This is a genomic window from Oceaniglobus roseus, from assembly GCF_002869745.1.
GTDB classification, from domain to species: domain Bacteria; phylum Pseudomonadota; class Alphaproteobacteria; order Rhodobacterales; family Rhodobacteraceae; genus Oceaniglobus; species Oceaniglobus roseus.
This window is the reverse complement of sequence record NZ_PNOS01000021.1, coordinates 43,906-67,732: the sequence shown is the minus strand read 5'-3', so window position 1 is coordinate 67,732 and position 23,827 is coordinate 43,906. Positions and strand designations below refer to the sequence as shown.

Here is a 23,827-nt window from a genome sequence, read left to right as displayed (position 1 = left end):
CCCTAGAAGGAGGATCACGATGTTCCTGTTCCAGAAGAAGAAGACCGAGATGGTGGCCGAGGATGCCGCCCTTCCCGGCCGCGCCACCCCGATCCCGACCGCCGAGACCCATTCCATCTTCGACCGCCCGCTGAAGGCGCCGGTGCCCGAGGGCATGGAAGAGGCGATCTTCGGCATGGGCTGCTTCTGGGGTGTCGAGCGGATGTTCTGGAAGCTGCCGGGGGTCTGGAACACCGCCGTGGGCTATGCCGGGGGCTATACGCCGAACCCGACCTACGAGGAGGTCTGCACCGGGCAGACCGGCCACAACGAGGTGGTGCGCGTCGTCTACGACCCGTCGGTTATCTCCTACGACGAGCTTCTGAAGGTGTTCTGGGAAGGCCACGATCCGACCCAGGGCATGCGGCAGGGCAACGATGCGGGGACGCAGTACCGCTCGGGGATCTACACCTTCTCGGAGGCGCAGAAGCAGGCGGCCGAGGCCAGCAGAAAGGCCTTCGCGCCGCAGCTGGAGAGGGCCGGGTACGGCGCAATCACGACCGAGATCCGGCCCGCGCCGGAGTTCTACTTTGCCGAGGCCTATCACCAGCAGTACCTCGAGAAGAACCCCCGCGGCTATTGCGGGATCGGCGGCACCGGCGTCACCTGCCCGATCGGGACCGGCGCCACGGTGTGAGGAATGGGGCTGCGGCGTCGCCCACGTTCGATGGGGACACGCGGCACCGAGCGGGTCGATCGGGCGAGGTCCGGTCGAGATTGACCGTCTCTGTCCTGACGCCTGACGCTTGGGCGTGGACCTCATGCCCGTGACGCTTGGGCGTGGACCTCATGCCCGGCGGCAACGCCGGGCATCCCCCGGCCGTACCGTCACGCCGAAGGCGGGCGTCCGGCAAGACGGGCGGGGGCTGCCGCTGCAACGCGCAACGACGGAGAGACCTCAACCGGAAAAGGGCAGGCCGCTTCCCCGGCCTTGACCCCGGCGAGTCCCGCCTCACCAGAACCCCAGCAGGATCGCCAGCATCGCCACCACCAGCACGCAGGCCAGGGTCCGCACGTCTGCGAACCACGAGGCCTTCTGCGCATGGGCCTTGGCGCCTTCCTCGACGGCGAAGCCCGGATGCCAGACCGTGTCCTCCAGATCCTCGCCCGACCGCTTCTCGGTGAAGGCCGAGACGGCGACGATCACCATCACGCTCACGGCGACCATGACGCCCACGTTGATGGTGAAGTGCAGCGGCCAGATCTCCATCTGCGTCAGGACGAACAGCGCCAGACCGACCACATGGCCGACGATCAGCGCGGTGAAGGCCGCCGCCGGCGTCGCGCCGCGCCAGAGCGCGCCGAGCAGGAAGATCGCCACCACCGGCGGCACGAGGATCGAGAACGCCTGCTGGAGGTAATCCCAGAGCCCGCCGAAATTGGCGATGAACGGCGCCCAGACGATGGCGATCGCCATCAGGATCAGCGTCGTCCAGCGGCCGAGGCTGCGCACCCGGTGCGGCTCCACCTCGCGCTCGTCCACCCGCATGAAGTCGTGCACGACGAGGGTGGAGGAGGAGTTGAGCGTGGAGTCGACGCTCGACATGATGGCGGCGACGAGCCCCGCCAGCACCAGCCCCGTCAGCCCCGCGGGCAGCACGGTGGAGGTGAGGGTGGGGAACACCATGTCGGGGTTCGGCAGGTCCGGCACGATGGAGATCGCCATGGCGCCGGGCAGCACCATGATGAACATCGGCAGGAGCTTCAGGAAGCCGCCCAGCATCGCGCCCTGCTGCGCGGCCTTCAGGGACTCGGCCCCGAGGACGCGCTGGACGATGTACTGGTTCGTAACCCAGTACCAGAAGCCGAGGATCGGCACCCCGAGGAACAGGCCCGGCCAGGGCAAAATCTCGTCGTCGAGCGGCTGGACGAGCGACAGCTGGTTCGGATCCGGCACGTTGTCGATCACGTTCTGCCAGGACCAGCCGAGGTCGCCAAACAGGATCAGCGTCATGGCGAGGCTGCCGACGATCAGCACCACGGCCTGCAGCACGTCGGTGTAGACGACGGCCTTCAGCCCGCCCCCCGCGGTGTAGAGGCCCGCGAAGACGCCGATGGCCAGCACCGTGACCCAGATCGGGATGTCGGGGAAGAAGGTCTTGACCACCACGGCCCCGGCGTAGAGCCCGCCTGCGGTATCGACGATGATCGTCAGGACGATGGTAATGGCCGAGAAATAGAGCCGCGTGCGCCGGTCGTAGCGGCGTTCGAGGTACTCGGGGATGGTCGTGATCTTCGAGCGGAAGTAGAGCGGCGCGAAGACGAAGGCGAGCAGGATCAGCGGCACCCCCGCCATCCATTCATAGGCCGAGGCGGCGATGCCGGTGGAATAGGCGGCGCCGGTCAGGCCGATCAGCGTCGTCGAGGAGATGTTGGAGGCGAAGAGCGAGAAGCCGATGGCGCTCCAGCCGAGCGCGCGGCCCGCGAGGAACAGGTCGTCGCCTGATTCGGTCCTGCGAGAGACCCAAACGCCGATGACGATCACGACGGCGAAATACGCGGCGAGAACCCCGAGATCGAGACCCGTAATGGCGTTGGCGACCTCTTGCCGCGAGGCTTCTTCCATGTCATTGCCCTCCGTGTTTCGGGAAAAAGTGCCTCGCGGGACTGTGAGTTCCGAAATTTTATTTCGCGCAGACAACCTGGAATTGAAATCACATGACCACGTTCACCGCACTGACCACCCTGCCGGGGCCTGGTCCCGCCGAAGCCCTGGCCGCCGCGCTCGAGGATCTGGAGCCTGCGCCGAGCGGGGTCGGGGTGTTCGAGATCGAGGACGGCTCGGGCCTGTGGGAGGTCGGCGGCTACTTCGAGGCGGCGCCGGACGAGACCGCGCTGGCGCTGCTGGCGGCGGCCTTCGGGGCGCGGCCCTTCGCCGTCAGCGAACTGCCCGAGACGGACTGGGTGGCGAAGGTGCGCCGCGAGCTGGTGCCGGTGGAGGCGGGTCGGTTCTTCGTCTACGGCTCGCACGATGCGGACCGCGTGCCGGAAGGATCGGTCGCGCTGCTGATCGAGGCGGCGATGGCCTTCGGCACCGGCCACCACGGCACCACGCTCGGCTGCCTGCGCGCGCTCGACCGGCTGATGAGCGAGGGCTGGGAGGCCGAGAGCGTCGCCGACATCGGCTGTGGGACCGCAGTTCTGGCGATGGCGGCGGCGAAGGTCTGGGGCCGGCCCGTGTACGCCAGCGACATCGACCCGGTGGCGGTCGAGGTGGCGGCGGCCAACGCGGCGCTGAACGGGCTGGGCGATCTGGTGGTGACGCTGGAGGCCGCGGGCTTCGATCATCCCGACCTGAAGGCGGCGGCGCCGTTCGACCTGATCTTCGCCAACATCCTGAAGGGTCCGCTGATCGCGCTGGCCCCCGACATCGCCGCGGCGGCGCGGGACGGCGCGCGGGTGATCCTGTCGGGGCTGCTGGTGACTCAGGCCGAGGAGGTGACGGAGGTCTACCGCGAGGCCGGTCTACAATTGATCCACCGCGAGGACATTGTCGACTGGACGACCCTCACACTTGGGCGCTGAAGGGGCAATCCGGGGCATTCAAGGCGGTTTTGGCCTCAATTTGCAGAATCTGCCTTTTTCCCGCCGCGATCGGGGCTACAAACGGCCCTGTCGGTGGGGGCCGATACAGATTGAGAGCCGACCAGCCATGTCCCACGCCAGCTCCCCGAGTTTCGCGCGCCGCAGCCGCAGGATTATCCGCAACAACCGCCTGGTGGCGCGTTCGGCAGACGTCCACATCGGTCCCGACGGGCTGATGACGGTCCGGCCGCGTCGTCGGGCGCCCTCCTTCGACGCGCTGAAGGGCATCCTGATCGTCCTCGCCGTCCTGTTCACCATGAAATCGATCATGCTGGCGTCGGCCGGAAACCTCGCCTATCAGGAGCGGGTCAACGCGCTGCGCGACGGCTCGGCGGTGGAACGGGTCGGTGCCTTCGTGATGCAGGCCGATCCTCTCACCCGGCAGCTTGCCTCCGGGCTCGGGGCGCTGATGCGCTGACGTTTCCCGATCGGACGTTTCCCTCCGACAAGACGGTGAAGGCCGTTGCGCTGATCACGCAACGGCCTTTTGTCGTTCCGGCCCGCTCCATGGCGGGCGGGGCGCAGGCGCGGACAGCAAAAAGGCCGCCGCGCCGGTCGCGCAACGGCCTTTCGCCGGTCCCGCCGAGGGGATCAGATGTTTTCGATGTCGCCGCGCACCAGGCCGATATCGTCAAGCTCGCGGTCGGTCAGACGGCCGAGCGACTTGCGGGTGACGCGGCTGTCGTTCCACGCGATCACGGCGGCGAGGGTGCGCTGGATCAGGCTGGAGACGCCGGCATTGGCGGTGACGGTGACGGGGCGGGCGGAGGTCGAGGCGGCCATTTCGGTAGTCTTTCAGGGGTTTGACGTTTCGGTTTCGACGCCGCACCTAGCCATCGGAAAGCCATCGCACCAGATGCAAAATCGCATGGCACCCATGCGTTTGCGACATTGCTCCGACCGCTCTTAATCATCTGTAAATATGACGAAAATTCCGCGTCGGCAATGTCGTTTTCTGGCCTGGATCTGGCGCAATCGGGCGTTGCCGAAGGGTCGCGGTCGCAATCCCGCGCGCCGGGGCGCCGCAGTTGCGTCTGGCAGGTGTTCGCGTTTCGTGCTACCCGTGTCCGAAAAGCAACATGAGCAGGATCAGGGATGCGCGTTTTGGGGATCGACCCGGGGCTTCGGACCCTCGGCTGGGGTGTCATCGATTCGGACGGCGGGCGGCTGTCCCACGTTGCGAACGGCCATTGCACCAGCCTCGGGGGCGAGGATCTGGCGCCGCGTCTGCTGGACCTGTTCGACCAGCTTTCGTCCGTCTTCGCGCGCTATCGTCCCGATACGGCGGCGGTGGAGAAGACCTTCGTCAACAAGGACGGCGCGGGCACGCTGAAGCTGGGCCAGGCGCGGGGGATCGCCCTGCTGGTGCCCGCGCGGGCGGGGATCGCGGTGGGGGAATACGCGCCCAACACCGTCAAGAAATGCGTGGTGGGCGTGGGACATGCGGAGAAGCGGCAGGTGGATCACATGGTGAGGATGCAGCTCCCCGGGGTCGAGATCGCGGGCGCCGACGCCGCGGATGCGCTGGCGGTGGCGATCTGCCACGCCTTCCACTGCCAGACCGCGGGGCGGCTGGCGCAGGCGGTGGCGGCGGCGCGATGATCGGGCGGCTGTCGGGGCGCATAGGCTATCGCGGAAGCGACCACGTCCTGATCGACGTAAACGGGGTCGGCTATATCGTCCACGTCTCGGACCGCACGTTGATGTCCCTGCCGAAGACGGGCGAGTTCGCGTCGCTCTACACGGACCTCCTCGTGCGCGAGGACCTGCTCCAGCTCTTCGGCTTCCCGACGCTGCTGGAGAAGGAGTGGCACCGGCTGCTGATGAGCGTGCAGGGCATCGGCGCGAAGGCCTCGATGGCCATTCTGGGCGTGCTGGGGGCCGAGGGCGTGGGGCGGGCGATCGCGCTTGGCGACTGGAACGCGGTCAAGGCGGCGCCGGGCGTCGGGCCGAAGATCGCGCAGCGGGTGGTGATGGAGCTGAAGAACAAGGCGCCGGCGCTCATGGCGATGGTGTCGGATGCGCCGGGCGACACCGGCGAGGCCGAGGTCGTCGACACCGCCGACACACCGAAGCGCGCCGCGCCGCGCAAGGCGGCGGCCGGAAACGGCGCCGCGCAGGCCGAGGCGATGTCGGCGCTGGCGAACCTCGGATACGCGCCCGGCGAGGCCGCGGGCGCGGTGGCGGAAGCGGCGCGCGACGCCCCGGACGCCGCCACCCCGGCACTGATCCGCGCCGCGCTGAAGCTGCTGGCGCCGAAGGAGTGAGGGCGGTGCGGACTGTATCTTTCGCCACCGATCCGCGTATGACCGGCACATGGCCGAATCCATGACAGACGCCCCCGATCCCACGCTGCGCCCCGAGAAGCTCCCCGAGGACGCCGACCGTGCCCTGCGCCCGCAGTCGCTGGAAGAGTTCATCGGCCAGGCAGAGGCACGGTCGAACCTCCGGGTCTTCATCGAAAGCGCGAAGATGCGCGGGCAGGCGATGGACCACGCGCTGTTCCACGGGCCGCCCGGCCTTGGCAAGACGACGCTTGCGCAGATCATGGCGCGCGAGTTGGGGGTGAACTTCCGCATGACCTCGGGGCCCGTTCTGGCGCGGCCCGGCGACCTTGCGGCGATCCTGACCAACCTCGAAGCCCGCGACGTGCTGTTCATCGACGAGATCCACCGCCTGAACCCGGTGGTCGAGGAGGTGCTGTACCCCGCGCTCGAGGACTTCGAACTGGACCTCGTCATCGGCGAGGGGCCGGCGGCGCGCACCGTCCGGATCGAGTTGCAGCCGTTCACGCTGGTCGGCGCCACCACCCGGCTCGGGCTGCTGACGACGCCGCTCAGGGACCGGTTCGGGATCCCGGTCAGGCTCCAGTTCTATACCGTCGAGGAGTTGCACGAGATCGTGGCGCGGGGCGCGCGCATGCTCGGGATCCGGGCCGCGCCGGACGGGGCGCGCGAGATCGCGCGGCGCGCGCGGGGCACGCCCCGGATCGCCGGGCGGCTCCTGCGCCGCGTGGTCGACTTCGCGCTGGTCGAGGGCGACGGCACCCTGACGCGGGAGATCGCGGATTCGGCGCTCTCCCGGCTCGGGGTCGATCACCTCGGCCTCGACAGCGCGGACCGGCGGTATCTCTCGCTGATCGCCGAGGCCTACCAGGGCGGGCCCGTGGGGGTCGAGACGATGTCGGCGGCGCTGTCGGAGTCCCGCGATGCGCTGGAGGAGGTGATCGAGCCGTTCCTGCTCCAGCAGGGCCTGATCCAGAGGACGCCCCGGGGCCGGATGCTGGCCCAGAAGGCCTGGCAGCACCTCGGGCTGCCGATGCCGAAGGGGCCGGGGCAGGGGGACCTGTTCGGGAAATAGCGCGAAGGCGGCCGGCGGTGCGCCCCTATCTCGCTCCGTCCGCGCCGCGCACCGGCCGACGCTCGGGGACGGAGAGGCGGTAGCGCAGGGTCGGGCCGTCGAAGTTGCGCTCGGCCGAGCCCTGGAGCTGCGTCGGCACGATGGTGTCGAGGATCATCGAGCCGAAGCCGCTGCGCGCCTTGCGCTCGCCGTCCGGGATTCCGATCTCGCGCCACTCGATGTCATAGCCCGACCGCCCGCTGTTGGCCCAGTTGACGACGATCCGCCCGTCCTCGGTCTGCAACGCCCCGTATTTCACCGAATTGGTCGCAAGCTCGTGGATCGCGAGGGTCAGCGCCTGGGCCTCGGCGGCGGAGAGTTCCACCCGCTCGCCCTCGAGGGTGATGTTGCCGCGCGCCATCGCGGCGTAATCGTCGAGCTGGCGCGTGACGATGGTGTCGATTGTCATGCGGTCCCAGTTGCTGCCGGTCAGGTGGGCATGGGTGCGCGACAGGGCCTGCACCCGCGCCTCGAACCGGCTGGCGAAATCGGCAAGGTCGGTGGCATTGGCGGCCGTGCGCCGGGCGATGACGGAGACGAGGCTGAACAGGTTGCCGACGCGGTGCTGCAACTCGTCCGCGATGGCGTTCTTCAGCCGCTGCGCCTGGACCTGCGCGGTCACGTCCATCGCGTTCTGGATCATGTAGTCGATGCGCCCGTCGGCCTCGATCACCGGGGTGTGGCGGCAGGTCCACCAGACCTCGCGCATGACCGGCCCGTCGGGCCCGTTCGCCGGGATCGAGAACGGCACCTCGACCAGCGTGTTCTCCTCGCCGTCGAGCGCGCGGCGGAAGGCGCGGTGGAAGCGGTCCTGCCGCTCGCCCTCCTCGGGGAAGGCGTCGAAGACGTAGCGGCCGACGAGGTCGGAGAGGCTGCGGTCGACGGTCTGGAGATAGGCCTCGGTCGCGGTGACGATCCGCATCTCCTGGTCCAGCACGAGGCAGGGCGCCGGCAGGCTGCGGAAGACGAGGGCGTAGTCCGGTTCCTTGATCGACATGGGGTTCCCCCGTGCTGTGGACCACCGTACGGCGGATGGCGGGCCGATGCGGCAGCATCGCCGGAGTCCGTCTTGACGGTATCACATCACAGGCGTGTGGCAACCACGCCCTTGGGGCAAGTCCCCGGCGCCGCCTTCCGCGGGATCACTTCAGCTGGCTGTCCTTCGAGCCGCGGCGGTTGAAGGCGGACTGGCGTAGCGCCGGGCGGCCGTCGCGCTCCTGCTGGCAGTCGATGCAGAGCGTGACGCCCGGGATCGCGGCGCGGCGCGCCTCGGGAATCGGTTCCTCGCAGTCGAGGCAGTGGGTGCGGCTTTCGCCCGCCGCGCGACGGCGGGCCTGCATCCGTTCCAGCTCTTCCGCGATCGAGGCTTCGACCTGTTCGTTCACCGCGCCGTCGCGGGTCCATCCTCCGGCCATGGCATGTCCTTTCCGGCCTGCTGTGCCGCCTCAAGATGGGGTGGTCGGCGCCCTGCGGCAAGCCTGCCATCGGCAACGGGTTTGTATGACGAAGACGCGCGAGGCGTCTGGACCTGCCCGCCCGGCGCGGCTAGGCCTCGGGCATGAACCCGTCTTTCGCCGCCGGCTTCGGCCTGGGCCTTTCCCTGATCCTTGCCATCGGCGCGCAGAATGCCTTCGTGCTGCGCCAGGGGCTGCGGCGCGCCCATGTCTTCGCCGTCTGCCTGACCTGCGCGCTGTCCGACGCGGTGCTGATCGCCGCCGGCGTCGCGGGCTTCGGCGCGCTGGTGAAGGCGGCGCCCTGGATCGAGCCGGTGATGCGCTGGGGCGGGGCGGCGTTCCTGCTGGTCTACGGCGCGCTCGCCTTCCGCGCGGCCTGGCGCGGCGGCGGCGCGCTGGAGGCGGAGGCGCGGAGCGGCGGAACGCTGGCCGCGGTGCTGGCGACCTGCCTGGCGCTGACCTGGCTGAACCCCCATGTCTATCTCGACACGGTGGTGCTGCTCGGCGCGGTCTCGGCCCAGTGGGAGGGGCTGCGGTTCGGGCTTGGCGCTGTCACGGCCTCGTTCGTGTTCTTCTTCGCGCTCGGCTACGGCGCGCGGCTGCTCGCCCCGCTCTTCGCGCGGCCCCTGGCCTGGCGGGTGCTGGACGGCGTCGTGGGCTGCGTGATGTGGGCCATCGCGGCCTCGCTGGTGCTGTCGTGACGGATGCCGTCGCGAAGCCCGCGCCGCGGCCCGTGGCGGGCGTCGGCTGGATGCTGGTCACGGGGCTCCTGTTCGTCGGCGTGACGGCGGTGGTCAAGCACCTGGGCGGCAGGGTGCCCCCGGCCGAGTCGGCCTTCCTGCGCTATTTCCTCGGGCTCGTCTTCCTCGTGCCGATGCTGAAGGGTCTGCGCGCGGCGCGGCTCGGGCGCCGCGACCTCGGGCTGTTCGCGCTGCGGGGCGGAGTGCACACGCTGGGCGTGATCCTGTGGTTCTTCGCGATGACGCGGATCCCGCTCGCCGAGGTGACGGCGATGAACTATCTCTCGCCGGTCTACATCACCCTCGGCGCCGCGCTGTTCCTCGGCGAGCGGCTGGCGCTCCGGCGGATCGCGGCGGTGGGCTGCGCGCTCGTGGGGGCGCTCCTGATCCTGCGGCCCGGGGTGCGCGAGGTGTCGCCGGGGCACATCGCCATGCTCGGCACCGCGGTGCTGTTCGCCGCCTCCTACCTGATCGCCAAGGTGATGGCCGACCGGGTGGCGCCGGTGGTGGTGGTCGCGATGCTGTCGATCACCGTCACCGTCGGCCTCGCCCCCTTCGCGGCCGCCGTCTGGGTGACGCCGACGGTGCCGGAACTCTGCTGGCTGTTCCTCGTGGCCTGTCTCGCCACCGGGGGCCATTTCACCATGACGCTGGCCTTCCGCGCGGCGCCGATGACCGTGACCCAGCCCGTGACCTTCCTGCAACTCGTCTGGGCCACGAGCCTCGGGGCGCTGGCCTTCGGCGAGCCGGTGGACGGCTGGGTGGTGCTGGGCGGCGTGGTGATCCTCGGCTCGGTGACCTTCATCACCTGGCGCGAGGCGGTGCTGCGGCGCCGGGTGACGCCGGGGGTTGTCGAGCAACACTGAGGGCGGTGCGCGGGCGGCAGGCGGGGAGGGGGCATTCTGCCCCCGGCGCTGCGCGCCTCCCCCTGAGGATATTTGTGAAGCAAAGATGGGGGGGTGCGGGGGCAGCGGCCCTGCCTTGCCTCGGGCGGTCGGGCTCGGGCCGGGCGTCTGCGCCGGGATGGATTGTGCGGGCGGCGGAATTCGGGGAACATGGGGCGCGGGCGGGGTTTGAGGGTGCGAGGGCCCGCAACCCCGTCCGGGGCGCGGCCGACGACCGCCGCAGCGGGAGGCGACAGGACATGCGCAGCTGGCGCGACCGCATTCTCGAACGGCCCCGGCCCGCCGCGGCGGGCGCGGGCGGCCCTGCCGGTGCCGGATCCGGTGTCGATCCCGCGGCCCTGGCGCAGCGGGACGTGCCCGTCGTCTGGCTGCTGGGGCGCACGGGCGCCGGGAAGAGCTCGCTGATCCGGGCGCTGACGGGGCTCGACGAGATCGAGGTCGGCAACGGCTACGCCTCCTGCACCCGCACCTCGCGGCGCTTCGACTTCCCTGCCGCGGCGCCGCTGGTACGGTTTCTCGACACCCGGGGCCTCGGCGAGGCGGGATACGATCCGCGCGAAGATCTTGCCGCCTGCGAGGGGCACAGCCATGCCGTCATCGTCGTCGCGCGGCTCGACGATCCGGCGCAGGGCGAGGTGGCCGAGGCGCTTGGCGAGGTGCTGCGACGGCGTCCGGCGATGGAGGTGCTGCTTGTGCATACCGGGGCCGACCTGGTGGCGGATCCGGCCGCGCGGGGCCGGGCGCGCGCGGCGGCGGCGTCGCGCTTCGCCCGCGCCGCGGGGCGGGATCTGCCGGAGGTGGTGATCGGCCTGCCGAGGGACGGGCAGCCCGCGCCGGACGAGATGGCGGCGCTGCGCGAGGCGCTGGTCGTCACCCTTCCGAACGCCGGGCTGGCCCTGCAGCAGGAGGCGGCGGACGATGCCGAGGCGCAGGCCTTCGCCGCGGTGCGGGGCACGGTGCTGTTCTATTCCGGGATCGCCGGCGGCTCGGACGCCTTCCCGGTGGTGGGGCTGTTCTCGTCCACCGGCGTGCAGTTCACGCTGCTGAAGAAGCTCGGCGATCACTACGGCGTGCCGGTGACGCTGGCCTTGGCGCGGAACTTCGTCACGCTGCTCGGCCTCGGGGTCGGGGGGCGGTTCCTCGGCAGCCTGCTGCTGCGCCAGGGGGGCAAATTGATCCCGGGCTACGGACAGACGGCGGGGGCGGTGGCGGCGGGCGCCTTCACCTTCGCCGCCACCTATGCGCTGGGGCGGACGGCGGCGCGGTATCTGCATACGCTGTCGGTCGGGGGGACGCCGTCGAAGGCGGACCTGCAGGCGACGTTCCGGGAGGCTCTGGAGGGGGCGTGGAAGCGTGATCGCTAGGCGGCTGAGGTATTACCTGTGGCAGTGGCGCATCGTGGTGCGGCTGGCGCCCTATGTCCTGACCCTCGGCCTCAGCACGCTGCTGGGCTTCCTGTGGCTGAGCGAGCACGGGATGCTGATGATCTACGTGCTGGCCAGCGCGGCGATCTTCGCCGCCGCCTTCCTTGCCCTGCACCTGCCGCGCTGGCTGGCCCGCCGGGGGGCGGCGCCGGAGGAGGAGGAGGCGCCGGAGGAGACCCATGTGGAGGCCGGGGCGGACTGGACCGAGGGCGAGCGGCGGGCCTTCGCCGCCGGTCAGGCGCTGATCGCGCGGCGGCTGCGCGAGCCGATGCCGCCCGAGCAGATGCAGGGTTTCGCGCTGGAGGTGGTGACGGAGGTCGCGAGGGCCTCGGGCGCGGCGGGGAAGCTGCCGCTGGACTTCACCGTGCCCGAGGCGCTGCTGCTGGTGCACCGGGTCTCGGCGCGGCTGCGCGACGATCTGCGGCGCTACATCTCGATCTCTGACCGGATCTCGGTCAAGACGCTGTTCTGGCTCTGGAAGAACCAGGACCGGGCGAAGCAGCTCTACAGCTATGGCCACGGGGCCTACCGGATCTTCCGGCTGACCGGGGGGCTGCCCCTAGCCCTGGCGCGGGAGATGCTGGACCTCGTCACCAGCGGCAATTCGAAGGTGCTGAGCGGGGAGGTGCAGGCGATCGGCCAGCGGATGCTGTTCGAAGAACTGGCGCGGGCGGCGGCGGAGCTTTACTCGGGGCGGCTCCGGATGTCGGACACCGAGCTGCTGGAGAGCATCATCGAGGACACCGCGCTCGACCGGCGGCGGCTGGCCGAGCCGGACATGCCGCTGCGGATCGCGGTGGCGGGGCAGGTCAGCGCGGGGAAGTCGACGCTGGTCAACGCGCTGCTGGGGCGGGAGGCGGCCGAGACGGACATGCCCCCCGTGACCGACCGCGCCACGGCCCACGAGGGCGAGGTGCTGGGCATGGACTGCGTGCTGGTGGACCTGCCGGGGCTCGACGGCAGCCGGGCGAGTCTGGAGGCGACGCTTGCCGAGGCGAAGCGCTGCGATATCCTGGTCTGGGCGCTGCCGGTGCATCGCCCCGCGCGGGAAGCCGACCGGGCGGCCATCGACGCGGTGCGCACCGCCTTCCGCGACCTGCCCGACCGGCGGGTGCCGCCCATCGTCGGCGTCGCGACCTTCTGCGACCGGCTGGCGGGGGAGGGCTGGCCCTGGCCCGAGCACCGGATGCCCGAGGAGGTGCAGGGGCGGATCGGCGATGCGATGAACGCGATCTCGGGCGAGGTCGGCATCGCCGCGGCGACCCCGGTGGCGCTGGGGCCCGATCCCTGGAACGTCGAGGCGCTGAGGCGCGCGGTGGCGAGCCGGTTCCTGGAGGGCATGGGCGTGCAGCGGAACCGCAACCGGCTGGCCCGGGGGGCGAAGAGCCTGGGGCGCGAGGCGGTGGACACGGTGCAGGGGCTGCGCCAGAGCCTGCAGAGCTTCGGGCGGCATGCCGCGGCGCGGTACCGGAGAGGGGACGACGGATGACGCGCCTCTGTCGGGCCTGCCGGGAGACCCGGCCCGGTGACGAGGTCCGCTTCCAGCGCTTTCCGACCTCCCCAGTCGCCCGGAAAGGAGGTCGGACCGCCGGTCAGATCGCCTTCTGGTTCACGCGCGCGGACAGCTCGGCCGCGCTCTCCTTCCGCTCGCTGTAGCGGTCCAGAAGGCAGGGCGTGCTGTCGCGGGTGAGGATGGTGAACTTCATCAACTCTTCCATGACGTCGACCATGCGGTCGTAGAACGGCGACGGCCTCATCCGGCCCGCCTCGTCGAACTCCAGGAACGCCTTCGGCGTGGAGGACTGGTTCGGAATGGTCAGCAGCCGCATCCATCGGCCGAGGATGCGCAACTGGTTCACGGCGTTGAAGCTTTGCGACCCGCCGCTGACCTGCATGACGGCCAGCGTCTTGCCCTGGGTCGGCCGCACCCCTCCGAGCGAGAGCGGTATCCAGTCGATCTGGGTCTTCATGATCCCGGTCATCGCGCCGTGCCGCTCGGGCGAGCACCAGACCATGCCTTCGGACCAGGTGACGAGATCGCGCAGTTCCTGCACCTTCGGGTGATCGGCACCCACGTCGTCGGGCAGGGGCAGGCCCGAGGGACGGAAGGTCCGGGTCTCGGCTCCGAAACGGGTCAGGATGCGGGCGGCTTCCTCGGTCATCAGCCGGCTGAAGGAGCGTTCGCGCAGCGAGCCGTAGAGCAGCAGGATGCGGGGGGCGTGGGTCGCCCGCTCCGCCGGCAGGAGCCGCTGCGGGTCGATCGGCTGGAAGTGGCGTTCGTCGAGGTTCGGGGTATCAGCCAACGCGGTTTCCTTCCGCGTCGATGAGCGGCGTGCCATCCTCCTTCGCCAGGGGGCCCGGCGGCAGGGTGTCGAGAAGGTCGAGCACCGTCTCGCTCGGGCGGCAGAGGCGCACGCCTTTCGGAGAGCAGACGATCGGACGGTTGACCAGGACCGGATGCTCCAGCATCGCGGCGAGGATCGTCTCGTCGCTGACGGAGGAATCGAGCAGGCCCAAGTCCCGTGCCGGGGATTTCGTCGTGCGCAGCGCCGTGCGGGGCGTCAGGCCGGCGGCGGCGAACAGGGCGAGGAGCTGCGGCCGGGTCCAGCCCGTCCGCAGGTACTCGATGACCACCGGCGTCTCGCCCGCCGCCTCGATGATGGCGAGCACGTTGCGCGAGGTGCCGCAGTCCGGGTTGTGGTGGATGACGATGCTCATCGAACGGCGTCCTCTGCCGGGAACCAGTGCCTGGTCCGGTTGGCGAAGGCGACGAGGGACAGCATCACCGGCACCTCGACGAGGACGCCGACGACCGTCGCCAACGCCGCGCCCGAGCCGAGCCCGAACAGGCTGATGGCGACGGCCACGGCGAGTTCGAAGAAGTTCGACGTACCGATCAGGGCGCAGGGGGCGGCGACGTTGAACGGGATGCGCCAGGCCCGCGCCGCGCCGTAGGCCAGGAAGAAGATGCCGTAGGACTGGATCAGCAGCGGCACCGCGATCAGCGCGATGACGAGCGGCCGGTCGAGGATGACCTCGCCCTGGAACCCGAAGAGCAGCACGACCGTCACGAGCAGTCCGAGGATCGAGAACGGCTGCACGCGGCTCTTGAAGGCGTCCACCCCGGCTGGGCCGTCCCTGGCGACAAGGCTTCGGCGTGTCAGGTAGCCGGCGAGCAGCGGGAGCATGACATAGAGGCCGACCGACAGCAGCAGCGTGTCCCAGGGCACCACGATATCCGTCACGCCAAGAAGGAAGGCGACGATCGGTGCGAAGGCGAAGACCATGACCACGTCGTTCACGCTGACCTGCACCAGCGTGTAGGTCGGATCTCCGCGCGTCAGGTTCGACCAGACGAACACCATCGCCGTGCAGGGCGCCGCGCCCAGCAGGATCACCCCCGCCAGGTAGGCCTGCGCATCCTTTGGCGGGATCAGCCCGGCGAAGACGTGGTTGAAGAACAGAACGCCCAGGGCCGCCATCGTGAAGGGCTTGACGAGCCAGTTCACCACCAGGGTCACCACGAGGCCCTTCGGCTTGTCCCCGACACGGGACAGCGCGCCGAAATCGACGCCGACCATCATCGGATAGACCATCGCCCAGATCAGGACCGCCACGGGCAGGTTGACGGAGGCGATCTCGAGCGCCGCGAGGGTGCCGAAGAAGCCGGGGAACAGGTTGCCCAGCAGAAGTCCCGCGCCGATGGCAAGCGCCACCCAGACGGAGAGCCAGCGCTCGAAGGTGCCGAGACCCGCCGCGGGGGGAAGGGAGGTGTCGGTCATTGCGATGTCCCGTGTTCGCAGCAGGCGATCTGGTCGAGGACGGGCTGGCACAGCTCGGGCCGGCCGGCGCAGCAATCCTCCATCAGGAAGGCCAGCAGGCCGCGCACGCCGTCCATGTCGGCGAAATAACGGATGCTGCGGCCTTCCCGCAGGTTGCGGATCAGGCCAGCGCGAACGAGGACGGCCAGGTTCGCCGACATCGTGTTCTGGCGCACGCCCAGGGTCTCGCCGATCTCGCCGGCCGACATGCCATTGTCGCCCGCCTTGATGAGCAGGCGGAACACATCGAGCCGGGTCGACTGGCTGAGGGCGGCGAAGGCCTCGAGGGCTAGTCTGTTATCCATATATCGGGAAGTATCGATACGATATCCACGTGTCAAGCGCGGCCGTTTCGTGGCGCGGAAAGCCTGGGTCGGTCCCGACGGCTGCTTGGCCGGGAAGGGGCCCTTGACCCCGTCGTCCGTTCAGTCGGCGGGGTCCGAAAGCCGGGTGAACAGCGAGGCGGGGGTGATGCGGCCGATGGTGCGGCCGCCGTCCGTGACCGCGATGGGCGACTGGTCCGAGCGGAAGAGCGGCAGGATCTCGGCGATGGGGGTTTCCGCCGTGGTGGTGCGGTGGGTGTCGGCGCTGCCCGTCTCCATCACGTCGCGGGCGGTCAGGACGCCGAGGGGGTTCATGTGGGCTACGAACTCGGCCACGTAGTCGTTCGCGGGGTTCTGGAAGATGTCGCGGGGGGTGCCGCACTGGACGATCCTGCCACCTTCCATGATCGCGATGCGGTTGCCGATCTTGAACGCCTCGTCGAGGTCGTGGGAGACGAAGACGATGGTGCGGTTCAGCTTCTGCTGGAGGTCTAGAAGCTCGTCCTGCAGGCGCGTGCGGATCAGCGGGTCGAGGGCCGAGAAGGGCTCGTCCATCAGCAGGACCGGGGCCTTGGTGGCGAAGGCGCGGGCAAGGCCCACGCGCTGCTGCATGCCCCCCGAAAGGTCCGACACCTTGCGGTCGGCCCAGTCGGAAAGGCCGACGAGGGCCAGCTGCTCGTCCGCCTGGGCGCGTCGCTCGGCCTTGCCCATCCCGCCGAGTTCAAGCCCGAGCGCCACGTTCTCGCGCACCGTCCGCCAGGGCAGGAGGCCGAACTGCTGAAACACCATGCCGATCTGGGTGAGGCGCAGCTTCCTCAGCGTCTTCGCGTCGGCGTGGGTGACGGAGGTCATCTCGCCCTTGTAGTTCACCCGCACCTCGCCCCGGCAGACGGGGTTCAGCCCGTTCACGGCCCGGAGCAGCGTGGACTTGCCCGAGCCGGAGAGGCCCATGAGGACGAGGATCTCGCCCTCGGCCACCGAGAGGGTGCAGTCGTGGACGCCGAGGACCTGTCCTGTCCGCTCCTGGATCTCGGGACGCTTCCGCCCCTCGTCCATCAGCGGCAGCGCCTCTTCGGGGCTGTCGCCGAAGACGATGCTGACGTTGTCGAAGACGACGGCGGGGGTGGCGGTGGTGTCCTTCATTTCCGCCTCACCCGCAGCATCCGGTCGAGCATGATGGCGACGACGACGATCACGAAGCCCGACTCGAATCCGAGCGCCGTGTTCACCTGGTTCAGCGCCCGCACCACCGGCACGCCCAGGCCGTCCGCCCCGACCAGCGCCGCGATGACCACCATGGAGAGCGAGAGCATGATCGTCTGGTTCAGCCCCGCCATGATCTGCGGCACGGCGTAGGGCAGTTCCACCTTCCAGAGCAGCTGGCGCCCGGTGGCCCCGAACGCCTCGGCCGCCTCGAGAAGCGGCGTGGGCGTCGAGGAGACGCCGAGGTGGGTCAGGCGGATCGGCGCGGGCAGCACGAAGATCACGGTGGCGATCAGGCCCGGAACCATGCCGATGCCGAAGAAGACGATGGCCGGGATCAGGTAGACGAAGGTCGGGAGCGTCTGCATCAGGTCGAGGACGGGGCGCATCGCGGCATAGAGCTTCGGGCGGTGGGCGGCGGCGATGCCGACGGGCACGCCGATGCCCATGCAGACGATGCAGGCCGACAGCACCAGCGTCAGGCTTTCCGTCGTCTCCTCCCAGTAGCCCTGGTTCAGGATGAACAGGAAGCCGAGCGCGACCAGCAGGCAGGTCTTCCAGTCGCGCTGCAGAAGCCAGGTGAGGCCGACGAACAGCGCCACCACGACCAGCGGCGGCGGACCCTGGAAGGCCCAGAGCATCCCGTCGATCACCCGTTCCAGCCAGTCGGACAGGGTGTCGAAGAAGAAGGCGGCATTCACCTGGAGCCAGTCGAAGACGGTGCGCGCTGTCGCGCCCACGGGGATCTTGTGTTCGGTCAGCCAGTTCATCGGGCGCTCATGGGCTTGGGGCCTTCCTGCTGCTTCGGCTGCACCATGGCCCCGTCTGACGGGGATGTGAAGCCTTGTGCGTCGTGGCGGGGTGACGTTGGGGGAAGCGGCGCTAGGTCTGCCGCAACGCCACAACCCGAGGAGACACGATGTACACGCGACGCAGCTTCCTGGCCACCGGCACCGCCGCCATCACCGTCCTGCCCTACGCCGCCCATGCCGCGGCCCATTCCGGAGGCGACATGTTCAAGACCGCCAGCGGCGAGATCGCCGTGCATCCCGTGGACCACGCCTCGTTCGTGATGGAGACGCCGAACGGCGTGATCTACAACGATCCGGTGGGCGGGGCCGAGGCCTATGCCGACCTGCCGAAGCCCGACCTGATCCTCATCACCCACGAGCACGGCGATCACTACGACGTCCCGACGCTGGAGGGGATCATGGCGGCCGAGACGCGGCTGGTGACGAACCCCGCCGTCTACGACATGCTGCCCGAGGCGCTGCAGGCGAAGGCCGAGAAGCTGGCCAACGGCGAGTCGACCGAGGCCTTGGGATATTCCATCGAGGCGATCCCCGCCTACAACATCACCGAGGACCGGCAGAAGTATCACCCCGAGGGGCGCGACAACGGCTATATCCTGACCATCGACGGGATGCGGGTCTATATCGCGGGCGACACCGAGGGCACGCCGGAGATGCGGGCGCTGACCGACATCGACCTCGCCTTCGTGCCGATGAACCTGCCCTACACCATGGACGTGACCCAGGCGGCCGACGCGGTGGCCGAGTTCGCGCCGACCTTCGTCTATCCCTACCACTACCGCGACAGCGATCCCGAGGAGTTCGCCCGGCTGCTGGGCGAGACGGACGCGGAGACCGAGGTGAAGTTCGGCGCGTGGTACGGGGACACGGCGCCTGCGTGAGGGCTGCGCGGGGCGGGCTTCCCGCTCTGTGCGGAGCCGCGGACGGGCGCGGCCCGGCGGTGCCGCCGGGCCAGACACCCAAGGCGATGCGCACCGAACCCCGACGGTCCTAGTACGCCATCGGCAGCGGCCCATATCGCGACAGGACCTCGTAGAGCGGGCCCTCGGGCCTCAGGTGCGAACGGTAGAGGGTCAGCGCCTCGGGCGCGAAGGGCGGCAGCGTCCAGTCGCCGTGCGCCTGCAGGAAGCGGCCGATCTTCGCCGCCTCGACCTCGCCCAGGGGCGGGTTGAACCGCGCCAGCGTCACGTGCGGCACGAACCGGCGATGGGGCAGGGCGATGCCCGCCTGCCGCGCGAAGGTTTCGAGCTTCTTCTGGAAGCCGGTCAGCACCGGGTCGGGGTCGACCCGCAGGAACAGCGCCCGCGGCTGCGCACCGCCGAACACGTCGGCGCCGGCGATCCTGAGCGACAGCGGCGGCCAGGCCATCATCTCGACGCGCTGGTGCAGCTCTTCCAGTTGCTCGGCCGTGGCATCCCCGAGGAACACCATCGTCAGGTGCAGGTCGTCGGCCGGAACATGCCGGCCGACGGTCAGCCGCGATTGCAGGCGTTCCGCCTGATCCGCCGGGTCGTCGGGCAGGTCGAGGGCCAGGAACGCCCGCATCGCTCGGGCCTCAGAGCCCCAGTTCGCCGCGCACCGCGGCCTCGGCGGGCTTGCCGTCCTTCGTCGTCACGCCCTGCAGCCAGCCGCCCAGCACGCCCGGATGGCCCTTCAGCCAGTCCATCGCGGCGACGCGGGGCGCCTTGCCGTCGTTCAGGATGCCGCCCATGATCTCGTTCTCCATCTCCAGCGAGAAGGCGAGGTTCTTCAGCAGCTGCCCGACGTTCGGGCATTCCTTGGTGAAGCCCGCACGCACGTTGGTATAGACGGTCGCGCCGCCGAGGTTCGGGCCGAAGAAGTCGTCGCCGCCGGTCAGGTACTGCATCTTGAAGGCGGCGTTCATCGGGTGCGGTTCCCAGCCGAGGAAGACCACCGGCTCGTCCTTGCGGTTGGCGCGGGCGACCTGGGCCAGCATCCCCTGCTCGGAGGATTCGACCACCTCGAAGCCCTTGAGCCCGAAGGCGTCCTGGTCGATCATGTCGAGGATCAGGCGGTTGCCGTCGTTGCCGGGCTCGATGCCGTAGATCTTGCCGTCGAGCGCCTCCTTCTGCGCCGCGATGTCGTCGAAGCTGTCGATCCCCGCCTTCGCGCCGGCCTCGTTCACGGCCAGGGTGTATTTCGCGCCCTCGAGGTTCGCGCGCACCGTCTCGACCGTGCCCGCCTCGCGGTAGGGGGCGAGGTCGGCCTCCATGGTCGGCATCCAGTTGCCGAGGAACACGTCGATGTCTCCGGCCGCCATCGAGGTATAGGTCACGGGCACCGACAGCACCTTCACGTCGGTGGAATAGCCAAGCGCCTCCAGCACCACGGTGGTGGCGGCGGTGGTCGCCGTGATGTCGGTCCAGCCGACGTCGGCGAAGGTGACGCTGTCGCATTCGGCGAAGGCGGCCGTGGCGGTCGCTGCGACGGCCAGGGCGGAGAGGGTGGTCTTCATCAGCATGGGCGGGTGTCCTTTTCTTGATTGACCGGTCAATTCAGGACCGGCTAGGAAAGCCTTGGCACGCACGGAGGACGCACATGCCCAAACTCGGGATGGAACCTATCAGGCGGGACGCCCTGGTCAAAGCCACGATCGCCGAGATCGGGCGCACCGGCTCGCTCGACGTGACCGTGGGCCAGATCGCGCGCCGTGCGGGCATGTCGAGCGCGCTGGCACACCATTACTTCGGCGGCAAGGACCAGATCTTCCTCGCCGCCATGCGCCACATCCTGCGCGACTACGGACGCGCGGTGCGCGCCGCCCTGACCGGGGCCAAGCACCCGCGCGACCGGCTGGAGCGGATCGTGCGGGCCAGCTTCGAGGCGGGCAACTTCCGCGGCGAGGTGGTGAACGCCTGGCTGACCTTCTACGTCCAGGCCCAGACGGTGCCCGAGGCGGGGCGGCTGCTGTCGGTCTACCAGCGGCGGCTGCGCTCGAACCTGACCCATGCGCTGCGCCCGCTCGCCGCGGAGCCGGTGCGCGTCGCGGACCTCTTGGGCGCGCTGATTGACGGGCTCTACATTCGCGCGGCGCTTGGCGGCGGGCTGTCGGGGGCCGAGGCGGCAGCGCAGGTGCTCGACGTCATGGACCGGTTGCTGGAGGCGAACGAATGACCAAGCCGAACATCCTGATCGTGATGGTGGACCAGCTGAACGGGACGCTGTTTCCCGACGGTCCCGCCGACTGGCTGCACGCGCCGAACCTGAAGGCGCTCGCCGCCCGCTCGGTCCGCTTCGCCAACAGCTACACCGCCTCGCCGCTCTGCGCGCCGGGGCGGGCGAGCTTCATGTCGGGGCAGCTGCCCTCGCGCACCGGTGTCTACGACAACGCGGCCGAGTTCCGCTCGGACATCCCGACCTTCGCGCACCACCTGCGCCGCGCGGGCTATCTCACCTGCCTCTCCGGCAAGATGCATTTCGTCGGCCCCGACCAGCTTCACGGCTTCGAAGAGCGGCTGACGACCGACATCTACCCGGCGGATTTCGGCTGGACCCCGGATTACAGGAAGCCCGGCGAGCGGATCGACTGGTGGTATCACAACATGGCCTCGGTCACCGGGGCGGGCGTGGCCGAGATCACCAACCAGATGGAATACGACGACGAGGTGGCGCATTTCGCGGTGCAGCGGATCTACGACCTCGGGCGCGGCAAGGATCCGCGGCCCTGGCTGCTATGTGCGAGCTTCACCCATCCCCACGATCCCTACGTGGCGCGGAAGAAGTACTGGGATCTCTACGAGGACTGCGAACACCTGCTGCCCGAGGTGTCCGCCTTCCCCTACGAAGAACACGACCCCCACGCCCAGCGCATCTTCGACGCCAACGACTGGAAGAGCTACGACATCCGCGAGGAGCACATCCGCACCGCGCGCCGCGCCTATTTCGCCAACATCTCGTACCTTGACGACAAGATCGGGCAGATGATGGAGGCGCTGGCTGGTACAGGGCAGGAGGCGATCGTGCTGTTCGTCTCCGACCACGGCGACATGCTGGGCGAGCGGGGCCTCTGGTTCAAGATGAACTTCTTCGAAGGCTCCGCCCGGGTGCCGCTGATGATCGCCGCGCCGGGGCTTTCTGCGCAGCGGATCGACGCGCCCGTGTCGACGCTCGACGTCTGCCCGACGCTCTGCGAGCTTGCGGGCGTCGACATGGCCGAGGTGATGGACTGGACCGACGGCCAGTCGCTGGTGCCGGTGGCGAAGGGGGCCGAGCGGACGCAACCCGTGGCGATGGAGTATGCGGCCGAGGCGTCCTATTCGCCGCTGGTCGCCTTGCGGCAGGGCCGGTGGAAATACACCAACTGCGCGCTCGACCCCGAACAGCTGTTCGACCTCGAGGCCGACCCCCACGAGCTGAACAACCTCTGGGAGGATCCGGCCGCCGCGGAGGTGCTGGAGCGCTTCCGCGTCACCGCCGCCGCCCGCTGGGATCTGGAAGCCTTCGACGCCGAGGTGCGCGCCAGCCAGGCCCGCCGCTGGGTCGTCTACGAGGCGCTGCGCCAAGGCGGATATTACCCTTGGGACTTCCAGCCGCTCCAGAAGGCCTCCGAGCGGTACATGCGGAACCACATGGACCTGAACACCGTCGAAGCCGTGGCCCGCGTGCCCCGCGGTGACTGACCCCCTTCCTTGCAGAAATACCCGAAAATGCCCAACGCCCAACCCCCAGCCAGCCATTTCATCGACGGACGATATGTCGAGGACACCGCCGGCGCGCCGATCGACTGCACCTATGCCGCGACCGGCGAGGTGATCGCCCGGCTTCACGCCGCCACCCCCGCCATCGTCGAGCAGGCGCTTGCCTCGGCCACCCGCGCGAAGGCGGAATGGGCGGCGATGACCGGCACCCAGAGGGGCCGCATCCTGCGCCGCGCGGCGGACATCCTGCGGGAGCGGAACCACGACCTGTCGGTGCTGGAGACGCTGGACACCGGCAAGCCCTATTCCGAGACGTCGGTGGCCGACGCGACCTCGGGCGCCGATGCGCTGGAGTATTTCGGCGGCCTCGCGGGCTCGCTGACCGGCGAGCACATCCAGCTCGGGGATGACTGGGTCTATACGATCCGCGAGCCGCTGGGCCTGTGCGTGGGCATCGGCGCCTGGAACTACCCGACGCAGATCGCCTGCTGGAAGGGCGCCCCGGCGCTCGCCTGCGGCAACACGATGGTGTTCAAGCCGTCCGAGACGACGCCGCTCTCGGCGCTGAAGGTGGCCGAGATCCTGACCGAGGCGGGGGCGCCGTCGGGCGTCTACAACGTGGTGCAGGGGATGGGCGACGTGGGGGCGGCGCTGGTGTCGGACCCGCGGGTCGCGAAGGTGTCGCTGACGGGGTCGGTGCCGACGGGGCGCAAGATCTACGCGGCGGCGGCGGCGGACATGAAGCACGTCACGATGGAGCTGGGCGGCAAGTCGCCGCTGGTGATCTTCGCCGACGCCGACATCGAGGATGCGGTGTCGGGCGCGATCCTCGGCAACTTCTATTCCACGGGGCAGGTCTGTTCGAACGGCACACGGGTGTTCGTGGAGCGGACGATCCGCGAGGCCTTCGTCGCGCGGCTGGTCGAGCGGTTGAAGGGCGTCGTCATGGGCGATCCGCTGGACCCGGCCACGACCTACGGGCCGATGGTCAGCGAGCGGCAGCTGAAGATCGTCGAGGGCTTCATCGCCAAGGGCATCGAGGAGGGCGCGACGCTGGCCCATGGCGGCAAGCGCGTGGACCGTCCTGGGTTCTTCCTTGAGCCGACGGTGTTCACAGCTGTGACCGACAGCATGACCATCGCGACCGACGAGATCTTCGGCCCCGTCCTGTCGGTGCTGGACTTCGACACCGAGGACGAGGTGCTGGCGCGTGCGAACGACACGCCCTTCGGGCTGGCGGCGGGAGTGTTCACGAAGGACCTCGCCCGCGCCCACCGGATGGTGAAGGGGTTCGAGGCCGGGACCTGCTACATCAACAGCTACAATCTTGCGCCCGTGGAGGCGCCGTTCGGGGGCATGAAGCTGTCGGGCGTGGGGCGCGAGAACTCGAAGCTCGCCATCAACCACTACAGCCAGATGAAGTCCGTCTATGTCGGGATGGGCCCGGTGGAGGCGCCGTTCTGA

Annotated in this window: 26 protein-coding genes; 14 read left to right on the top strand and 12 right to left on the bottom strand. The window is 69.5% G+C overall.

What is annotated here, in order from left to right; translation table 11 throughout:
* Window positions 1-19 precede the first annotated feature (19 nt).
* Entirely contained in the window at window positions 20-676 is a 657-nt protein-coding gene (msrA, locus tag A7B20_RS11970; protein WP_102108814.1) for a peptide-methionine (S)-S-oxide reductase MsrA, read from the top strand.
* A gap of 315 nt (window positions 677-991) precedes the next feature.
* Here msrA and A7B20_RS11965 read toward each other — a convergent pair whose 3' ends face one another.
* On the bottom strand, window positions 992-2,605 hold the full coding sequence (locus A7B20_RS11965; protein WP_102108813.1) for a sodium:solute symporter: 1,614 nt from the start codon (window positions 2,603-2,605) through the stop codon (window positions 992-994).
* Window positions 2,606-2,697: 92 nt separating this feature from the next.
* Between A7B20_RS11965 and A7B20_RS11960 the strand changes: the two genes are divergently transcribed.
* A complete protein-coding gene (locus A7B20_RS11960; protein WP_102108812.1) occupies window positions 2,698-3,564 on the top strand; it encodes a 50S ribosomal protein L11 methyltransferase in 867 nt (288 codons plus the stop codon).
* A 127-nt stretch (window positions 3,565-3,691) separates the two neighbouring features.
* Window positions 3,692-4,042 carry a hypothetical protein gene (locus tag A7B20_RS11955; protein WP_172961005.1) on the top strand — a complete coding sequence of 117 codons (351 nt, stop codon included), beginning with the start codon at window positions 3,692-3,694 and terminating at the stop codon, window positions 4,040-4,042.
* 173 nt (window positions 4,043-4,215) lie between these two features.
* Here the strand turns inward: A7B20_RS11955 and A7B20_RS11950 are convergent, their stop codons facing one another.
* Complete coding sequence (locus A7B20_RS11950) at window positions 4,216-4,407, bottom strand: DUF1127 domain-containing protein (RefSeq protein ID WP_102108810.1); 192 nt, start codon at window positions 4,405-4,407, stop codon at window positions 4,216-4,218.
* A gap of 312 nt (window positions 4,408-4,719) precedes the next feature.
* Here A7B20_RS11950 and ruvC point away from each other — a divergent pair, with 312 nt between their 5' ends.
* From ruvC to ruvB, 3 genes are all read left to right on the top strand, one after another.
* Window positions 4,720-5,226 carry a crossover junction endodeoxyribonuclease RuvC gene (gene ruvC, locus A7B20_RS11945; RefSeq protein ID WP_102108809.1) on the top strand — a complete coding sequence of 169 codons (507 nt, stop codon included), beginning with the start codon at window positions 4,720-4,722 and terminating at the stop codon, window positions 5,224-5,226.
* Complete coding sequence (gene ruvA / locus A7B20_RS11940) at window positions 5,223-5,891, top strand: Holliday junction branch migration protein RuvA (RefSeq protein ID WP_102108808.1); 669 nt, start codon at window positions 5,223-5,225, stop codon at window positions 5,889-5,891. The genes ruvC and ruvA overlap by 4 nt, the downstream gene beginning before the upstream one ends.
* 61 nt (window positions 5,892-5,952) lie before the next feature.
* Entirely contained in the window at window positions 5,953-6,984 is a 1,032-nt protein-coding gene (ruvB, locus tag A7B20_RS11935; protein WP_102108824.1) for a Holliday junction branch migration DNA helicase RuvB, read from the top strand.
* 25 nt (window positions 6,985-7,009) lie between these two features.
* Here ruvB and A7B20_RS11930 read toward each other — a convergent pair whose 3' ends face one another.
* Together A7B20_RS11930 and A7B20_RS11925 are read right to left on the bottom strand one after the other, a co-directional pair.
* Entirely contained in the window at window positions 7,010-8,020 is a 1,011-nt protein-coding gene (locus A7B20_RS11930) for an HWE histidine kinase domain-containing protein (RefSeq protein WP_102108807.1), read from the bottom strand.
* A gap of 145 nt (window positions 8,021-8,165) precedes the next feature.
* Window positions 8,166-8,438 carry a DksA/TraR family C4-type zinc finger protein gene (locus A7B20_RS11925; RefSeq protein ID WP_102108806.1) on the bottom strand — a complete coding sequence of 91 codons (273 nt, stop codon included), beginning with the start codon at window positions 8,436-8,438 and terminating at the stop codon, window positions 8,166-8,168.
* Between the two features lie 143 nt (window positions 8,439-8,581).
* On the opposite strand from A7B20_RS11925, the gene A7B20_RS11920 reads away from it, so the two are divergent.
* From A7B20_RS11920 to A7B20_RS21810, 4 genes are all read left to right on the top strand, one after another.
* Window positions 8,582-9,178, top strand: a complete 597-nt coding sequence (locus A7B20_RS11920; RefSeq protein ID WP_102108805.1) for a LysE/ArgO family amino acid transporter — start codon at window positions 8,582-8,584, stop codon at window positions 9,176-9,178.
* 50 nt (window positions 9,179-9,228) lie between these two features.
* Window positions 9,229-10,083, top strand: a complete 855-nt coding sequence (locus A7B20_RS11915; RefSeq protein ID WP_102108823.1) for a DMT family transporter — start codon at window positions 9,229-9,231, stop codon at window positions 10,081-10,083.
* A gap of 278 nt (window positions 10,084-10,361) precedes the next feature.
* A complete protein-coding gene (locus A7B20_RS11910) occupies window positions 10,362-11,486 on the top strand; it encodes a YcjF family protein (protein WP_102108804.1) in 1,125 nt (374 codons plus the stop codon).
* On the top strand, window positions 11,476-13,035 hold the full coding sequence (locus A7B20_RS21810) for a GTPase family protein (protein WP_157937670.1): 1,560 nt from the start codon (window positions 11,476-11,478) through the stop codon (window positions 13,033-13,035). Before A7B20_RS11910 ends, A7B20_RS21810 begins: the two co-directional genes overlap by 11 nt.
* A gap of 103 nt (window positions 13,036-13,138) precedes the next feature.
* Here A7B20_RS21810 and arsH read toward each other — a convergent pair whose 3' ends face one another.
* From arsH to choW, 6 genes are all read right to left on the bottom strand, one after another.
* Window positions 13,139-13,849, bottom strand: a complete 711-nt coding sequence (gene arsH / locus A7B20_RS11900; RefSeq protein WP_102108802.1) for an arsenical resistance protein ArsH — start codon at window positions 13,847-13,849, stop codon at window positions 13,139-13,141.
* On the bottom strand, window positions 13,842-14,264 hold the full coding sequence (gene arsC, locus A7B20_RS11895; protein ID WP_102108801.1) for an arsenate reductase (glutaredoxin): 423 nt from the start codon (window positions 14,262-14,264) through the stop codon (window positions 13,842-13,844). Before arsC ends, arsH begins: the two co-directional genes overlap by 8 nt.
* Window positions 14,261-15,328 (bottom strand): ACR3 family arsenite efflux transporter, encoded by a 1,068-nt coding sequence (arsB, locus tag A7B20_RS11890; protein WP_102108800.1) that lies wholly within the window; start codon window positions 15,326-15,328, stop codon window positions 14,261-14,263. Before arsB ends, arsC begins: the two co-directional genes overlap by 4 nt.
* On the bottom strand, window positions 15,325-15,672 hold the full coding sequence (locus A7B20_RS11885) for an ArsR/SmtB family transcription factor (protein ID WP_102108799.1): 348 nt from the start codon (window positions 15,670-15,672) through the stop codon (window positions 15,325-15,327). Before A7B20_RS11885 ends, arsB begins: the two co-directional genes overlap by 4 nt.
* A gap of 120 nt (window positions 15,673-15,792) precedes the next feature.
* Entirely contained in the window at window positions 15,793-16,833 is a 1,041-nt protein-coding gene (gene choV, locus A7B20_RS11880; RefSeq protein WP_102108798.1) for a choline ABC transporter ATP-binding protein, read from the bottom strand.
* Complete coding sequence (gene choW / locus A7B20_RS11875) at window positions 16,830-17,663, bottom strand: choline ABC transporter permease subunit (protein ID WP_102108797.1); 834 nt, start codon at window positions 17,661-17,663, stop codon at window positions 16,830-16,832. Before choW ends, choV begins: the two co-directional genes overlap by 4 nt.
* A 149-nt stretch (window positions 17,664-17,812) precedes the next feature.
* Between choW and A7B20_RS11870 the strand changes: the two genes are divergently transcribed.
* The gene (locus A7B20_RS11870) at window positions 17,813-18,586 is read left to right on the top strand and encodes an MBL fold metallo-hydrolase (protein ID WP_102108796.1); all 774 of its coding nucleotides are present in this window, start codon (window positions 17,813-17,815) and stop codon (window positions 18,584-18,586) included.
* A 109-nt stretch (window positions 18,587-18,695) separates the two neighbouring features.
* Here the strand turns inward: A7B20_RS11870 and thpR are convergent, their stop codons facing one another.
* Window positions 18,696-19,250 carry an RNA 2',3'-cyclic phosphodiesterase gene (gene thpR / locus A7B20_RS11865; protein ID WP_102108795.1) on the bottom strand — a complete coding sequence of 185 codons (555 nt, stop codon included), beginning with the start codon at window positions 19,248-19,250 and terminating at the stop codon, window positions 18,696-18,698.
* A 10-nt stretch (window positions 19,251-19,260) separates the two neighbouring features.
* A complete protein-coding gene (locus A7B20_RS11860; protein ID WP_102108794.1) occupies window positions 19,261-20,187 on the bottom strand; it encodes a choline ABC transporter substrate-binding protein in 927 nt (308 codons plus the stop codon).
* 77 nt (window positions 20,188-20,264) lie between these two features.
* Here A7B20_RS11860 and betI point away from each other — a divergent pair, with 77 nt between their 5' ends.
* Genes betI through betB form a run of 3 tightly spaced genes read left to right on the top strand, consistent with a single transcriptional unit; the run spans window position 20,265 to window position 23,827 of the window.
* The gene (gene betI, locus A7B20_RS11855) at window positions 20,265-20,840 is read left to right on the top strand and encodes a choline-binding transcriptional repressor BetI (protein WP_102108793.1); all 576 of its coding nucleotides are present in this window, start codon (window positions 20,265-20,267) and stop codon (window positions 20,838-20,840) included.
* On the top strand, window positions 20,837-22,345 hold the full coding sequence (gene betC, locus A7B20_RS11850; RefSeq protein WP_102108792.1) for a choline-sulfatase: 1,509 nt from the start codon (window positions 20,837-20,839) through the stop codon (window positions 22,343-22,345). The genes betI and betC overlap by 4 nt, the downstream gene beginning before the upstream one ends.
* 27 nt (window positions 22,346-22,372) lie before the next feature.
* Window positions 22,373-23,827, top strand: a complete 1,455-nt coding sequence (gene betB, locus A7B20_RS11845; protein ID WP_102108791.1) for a betaine-aldehyde dehydrogenase — start codon at window positions 22,373-22,375, stop codon at window positions 23,825-23,827.

Coding starts and splice junctions, on each gene's coding strand:
- A7B20_RS11860 (WP_102108794.1), bottom strand. CDS start 20,187: ATGCTGATGAAGACCACCCTCTCCGCCCTGGCCGTCGCAGCGACCGCC.
- A7B20_RS11920 (WP_102108805.1), top strand. CDS start 8,582: ATGAACCCGTCTTTCGCCGCCGGCTTCGGCCTGGGCCTTTCCCTGATC.
- choV (WP_102108798.1), bottom strand. CDS start 16,833: ATGAAGGACACCACCGCCACCCCCGCCGTCGTCTTCGACAACGTCAGC.
- betI (WP_102108793.1), top strand. CDS start 20,265: ATGCCCAAACTCGGGATGGAACCTATCAGGCGGGACGCCCTGGTCAAA.
- msrA (WP_102108814.1), top strand. CDS start 20: ATGTTCCTGTTCCAGAAGAAGAAGACCGAGATGGTGGCCGAGGATGCC.
- A7B20_RS11930 (WP_102108807.1), bottom strand. CDS start 8,020: ATGTCGATCAAGGAACCGGACTACGCCCTCGTCTTCCGCAGCCTGCCG.
- ruvA (WP_102108808.1), top strand. CDS start 5,223: ATGATCGGGCGGCTGTCGGGGCGCATAGGCTATCGCGGAAGCGACCAC.
- arsC (WP_102108801.1), bottom strand. CDS start 14,264: ATGAGCATCGTCATCCACCACAACCCGGACTGCGGCACCTCGCGCAAC.
- thpR (WP_102108795.1), bottom strand. CDS start 19,250: ATGCGGGCGTTCCTGGCCCTCGACCTGCCCGACGACCCGGCGGATCAG.
- A7B20_RS11955 (WP_172961005.1), top strand. CDS start 3,692: ATGTCCCACGCCAGCTCCCCGAGTTTCGCGCGCCGCAGCCGCAGGATT.
- A7B20_RS11915 (WP_102108823.1), top strand. CDS start 9,229: ATGCTGGTCACGGGGCTCCTGTTCGTCGGCGTGACGGCGGTGGTCAAG.
- A7B20_RS11950 (WP_102108810.1), bottom strand. CDS start 4,407: ATGGCCGCCTCGACCTCCGCCCGCCCCGTCACCGTCACCGCCAATGCC.
- betB (WP_102108791.1), top strand. CDS start 22,373: ATGCCCAACGCCCAACCCCCAGCCAGCCATTTCATCGACGGACGATAT.
- A7B20_RS11870 (WP_102108796.1), top strand. CDS start 17,813: ATGTACACGCGACGCAGCTTCCTGGCCACCGGCACCGCCGCCATCACC.
- A7B20_RS11885 (WP_102108799.1), bottom strand. CDS start 15,672: ATGGATAACAGACTAGCCCTCGAGGCCTTCGCCGCCCTCAGCCAGTCG.
- A7B20_RS11910 (WP_102108804.1), top strand. CDS start 10,362: ATGCGCAGCTGGCGCGACCGCATTCTCGAACGGCCCCGGCCCGCCGCG.
- ruvB (WP_102108824.1), top strand. CDS start 5,953: ATGACAGACGCCCCCGATCCCACGCTGCGCCCCGAGAAGCTCCCCGAG.
- ruvC (WP_102108809.1), top strand. CDS start 4,720: ATGCGCGTTTTGGGGATCGACCCGGGGCTTCGGACCCTCGGCTGGGGT.
- A7B20_RS11965 (WP_102108813.1), bottom strand. CDS start 2,605: ATGGAAGAAGCCTCGCGGCAAGAGGTCGCCAACGCCATTACGGGTCTC.
- A7B20_RS11960 (WP_102108812.1), top strand. CDS start 2,698: ATGACCACGTTCACCGCACTGACCACCCTGCCGGGGCCTGGTCCCGCC.
- A7B20_RS11925 (WP_102108806.1), bottom strand. CDS start 8,438: ATGGCCGGAGGATGGACCCGCGACGGCGCGGTGAACGAACAGGTCGAA.
- betC (WP_102108792.1), top strand. CDS start 20,837: ATGACCAAGCCGAACATCCTGATCGTGATGGTGGACCAGCTGAACGGG.
- choW (WP_102108797.1), bottom strand. CDS start 17,663: ATGAACTGGCTGACCGAACACAAGATCCCCGTGGGCGCGACAGCGCGC.
- arsB (WP_102108800.1), bottom strand. CDS start 15,328: ATGACCGACACCTCCCTTCCCCCCGCGGCGGGTCTCGGCACCTTCGAG.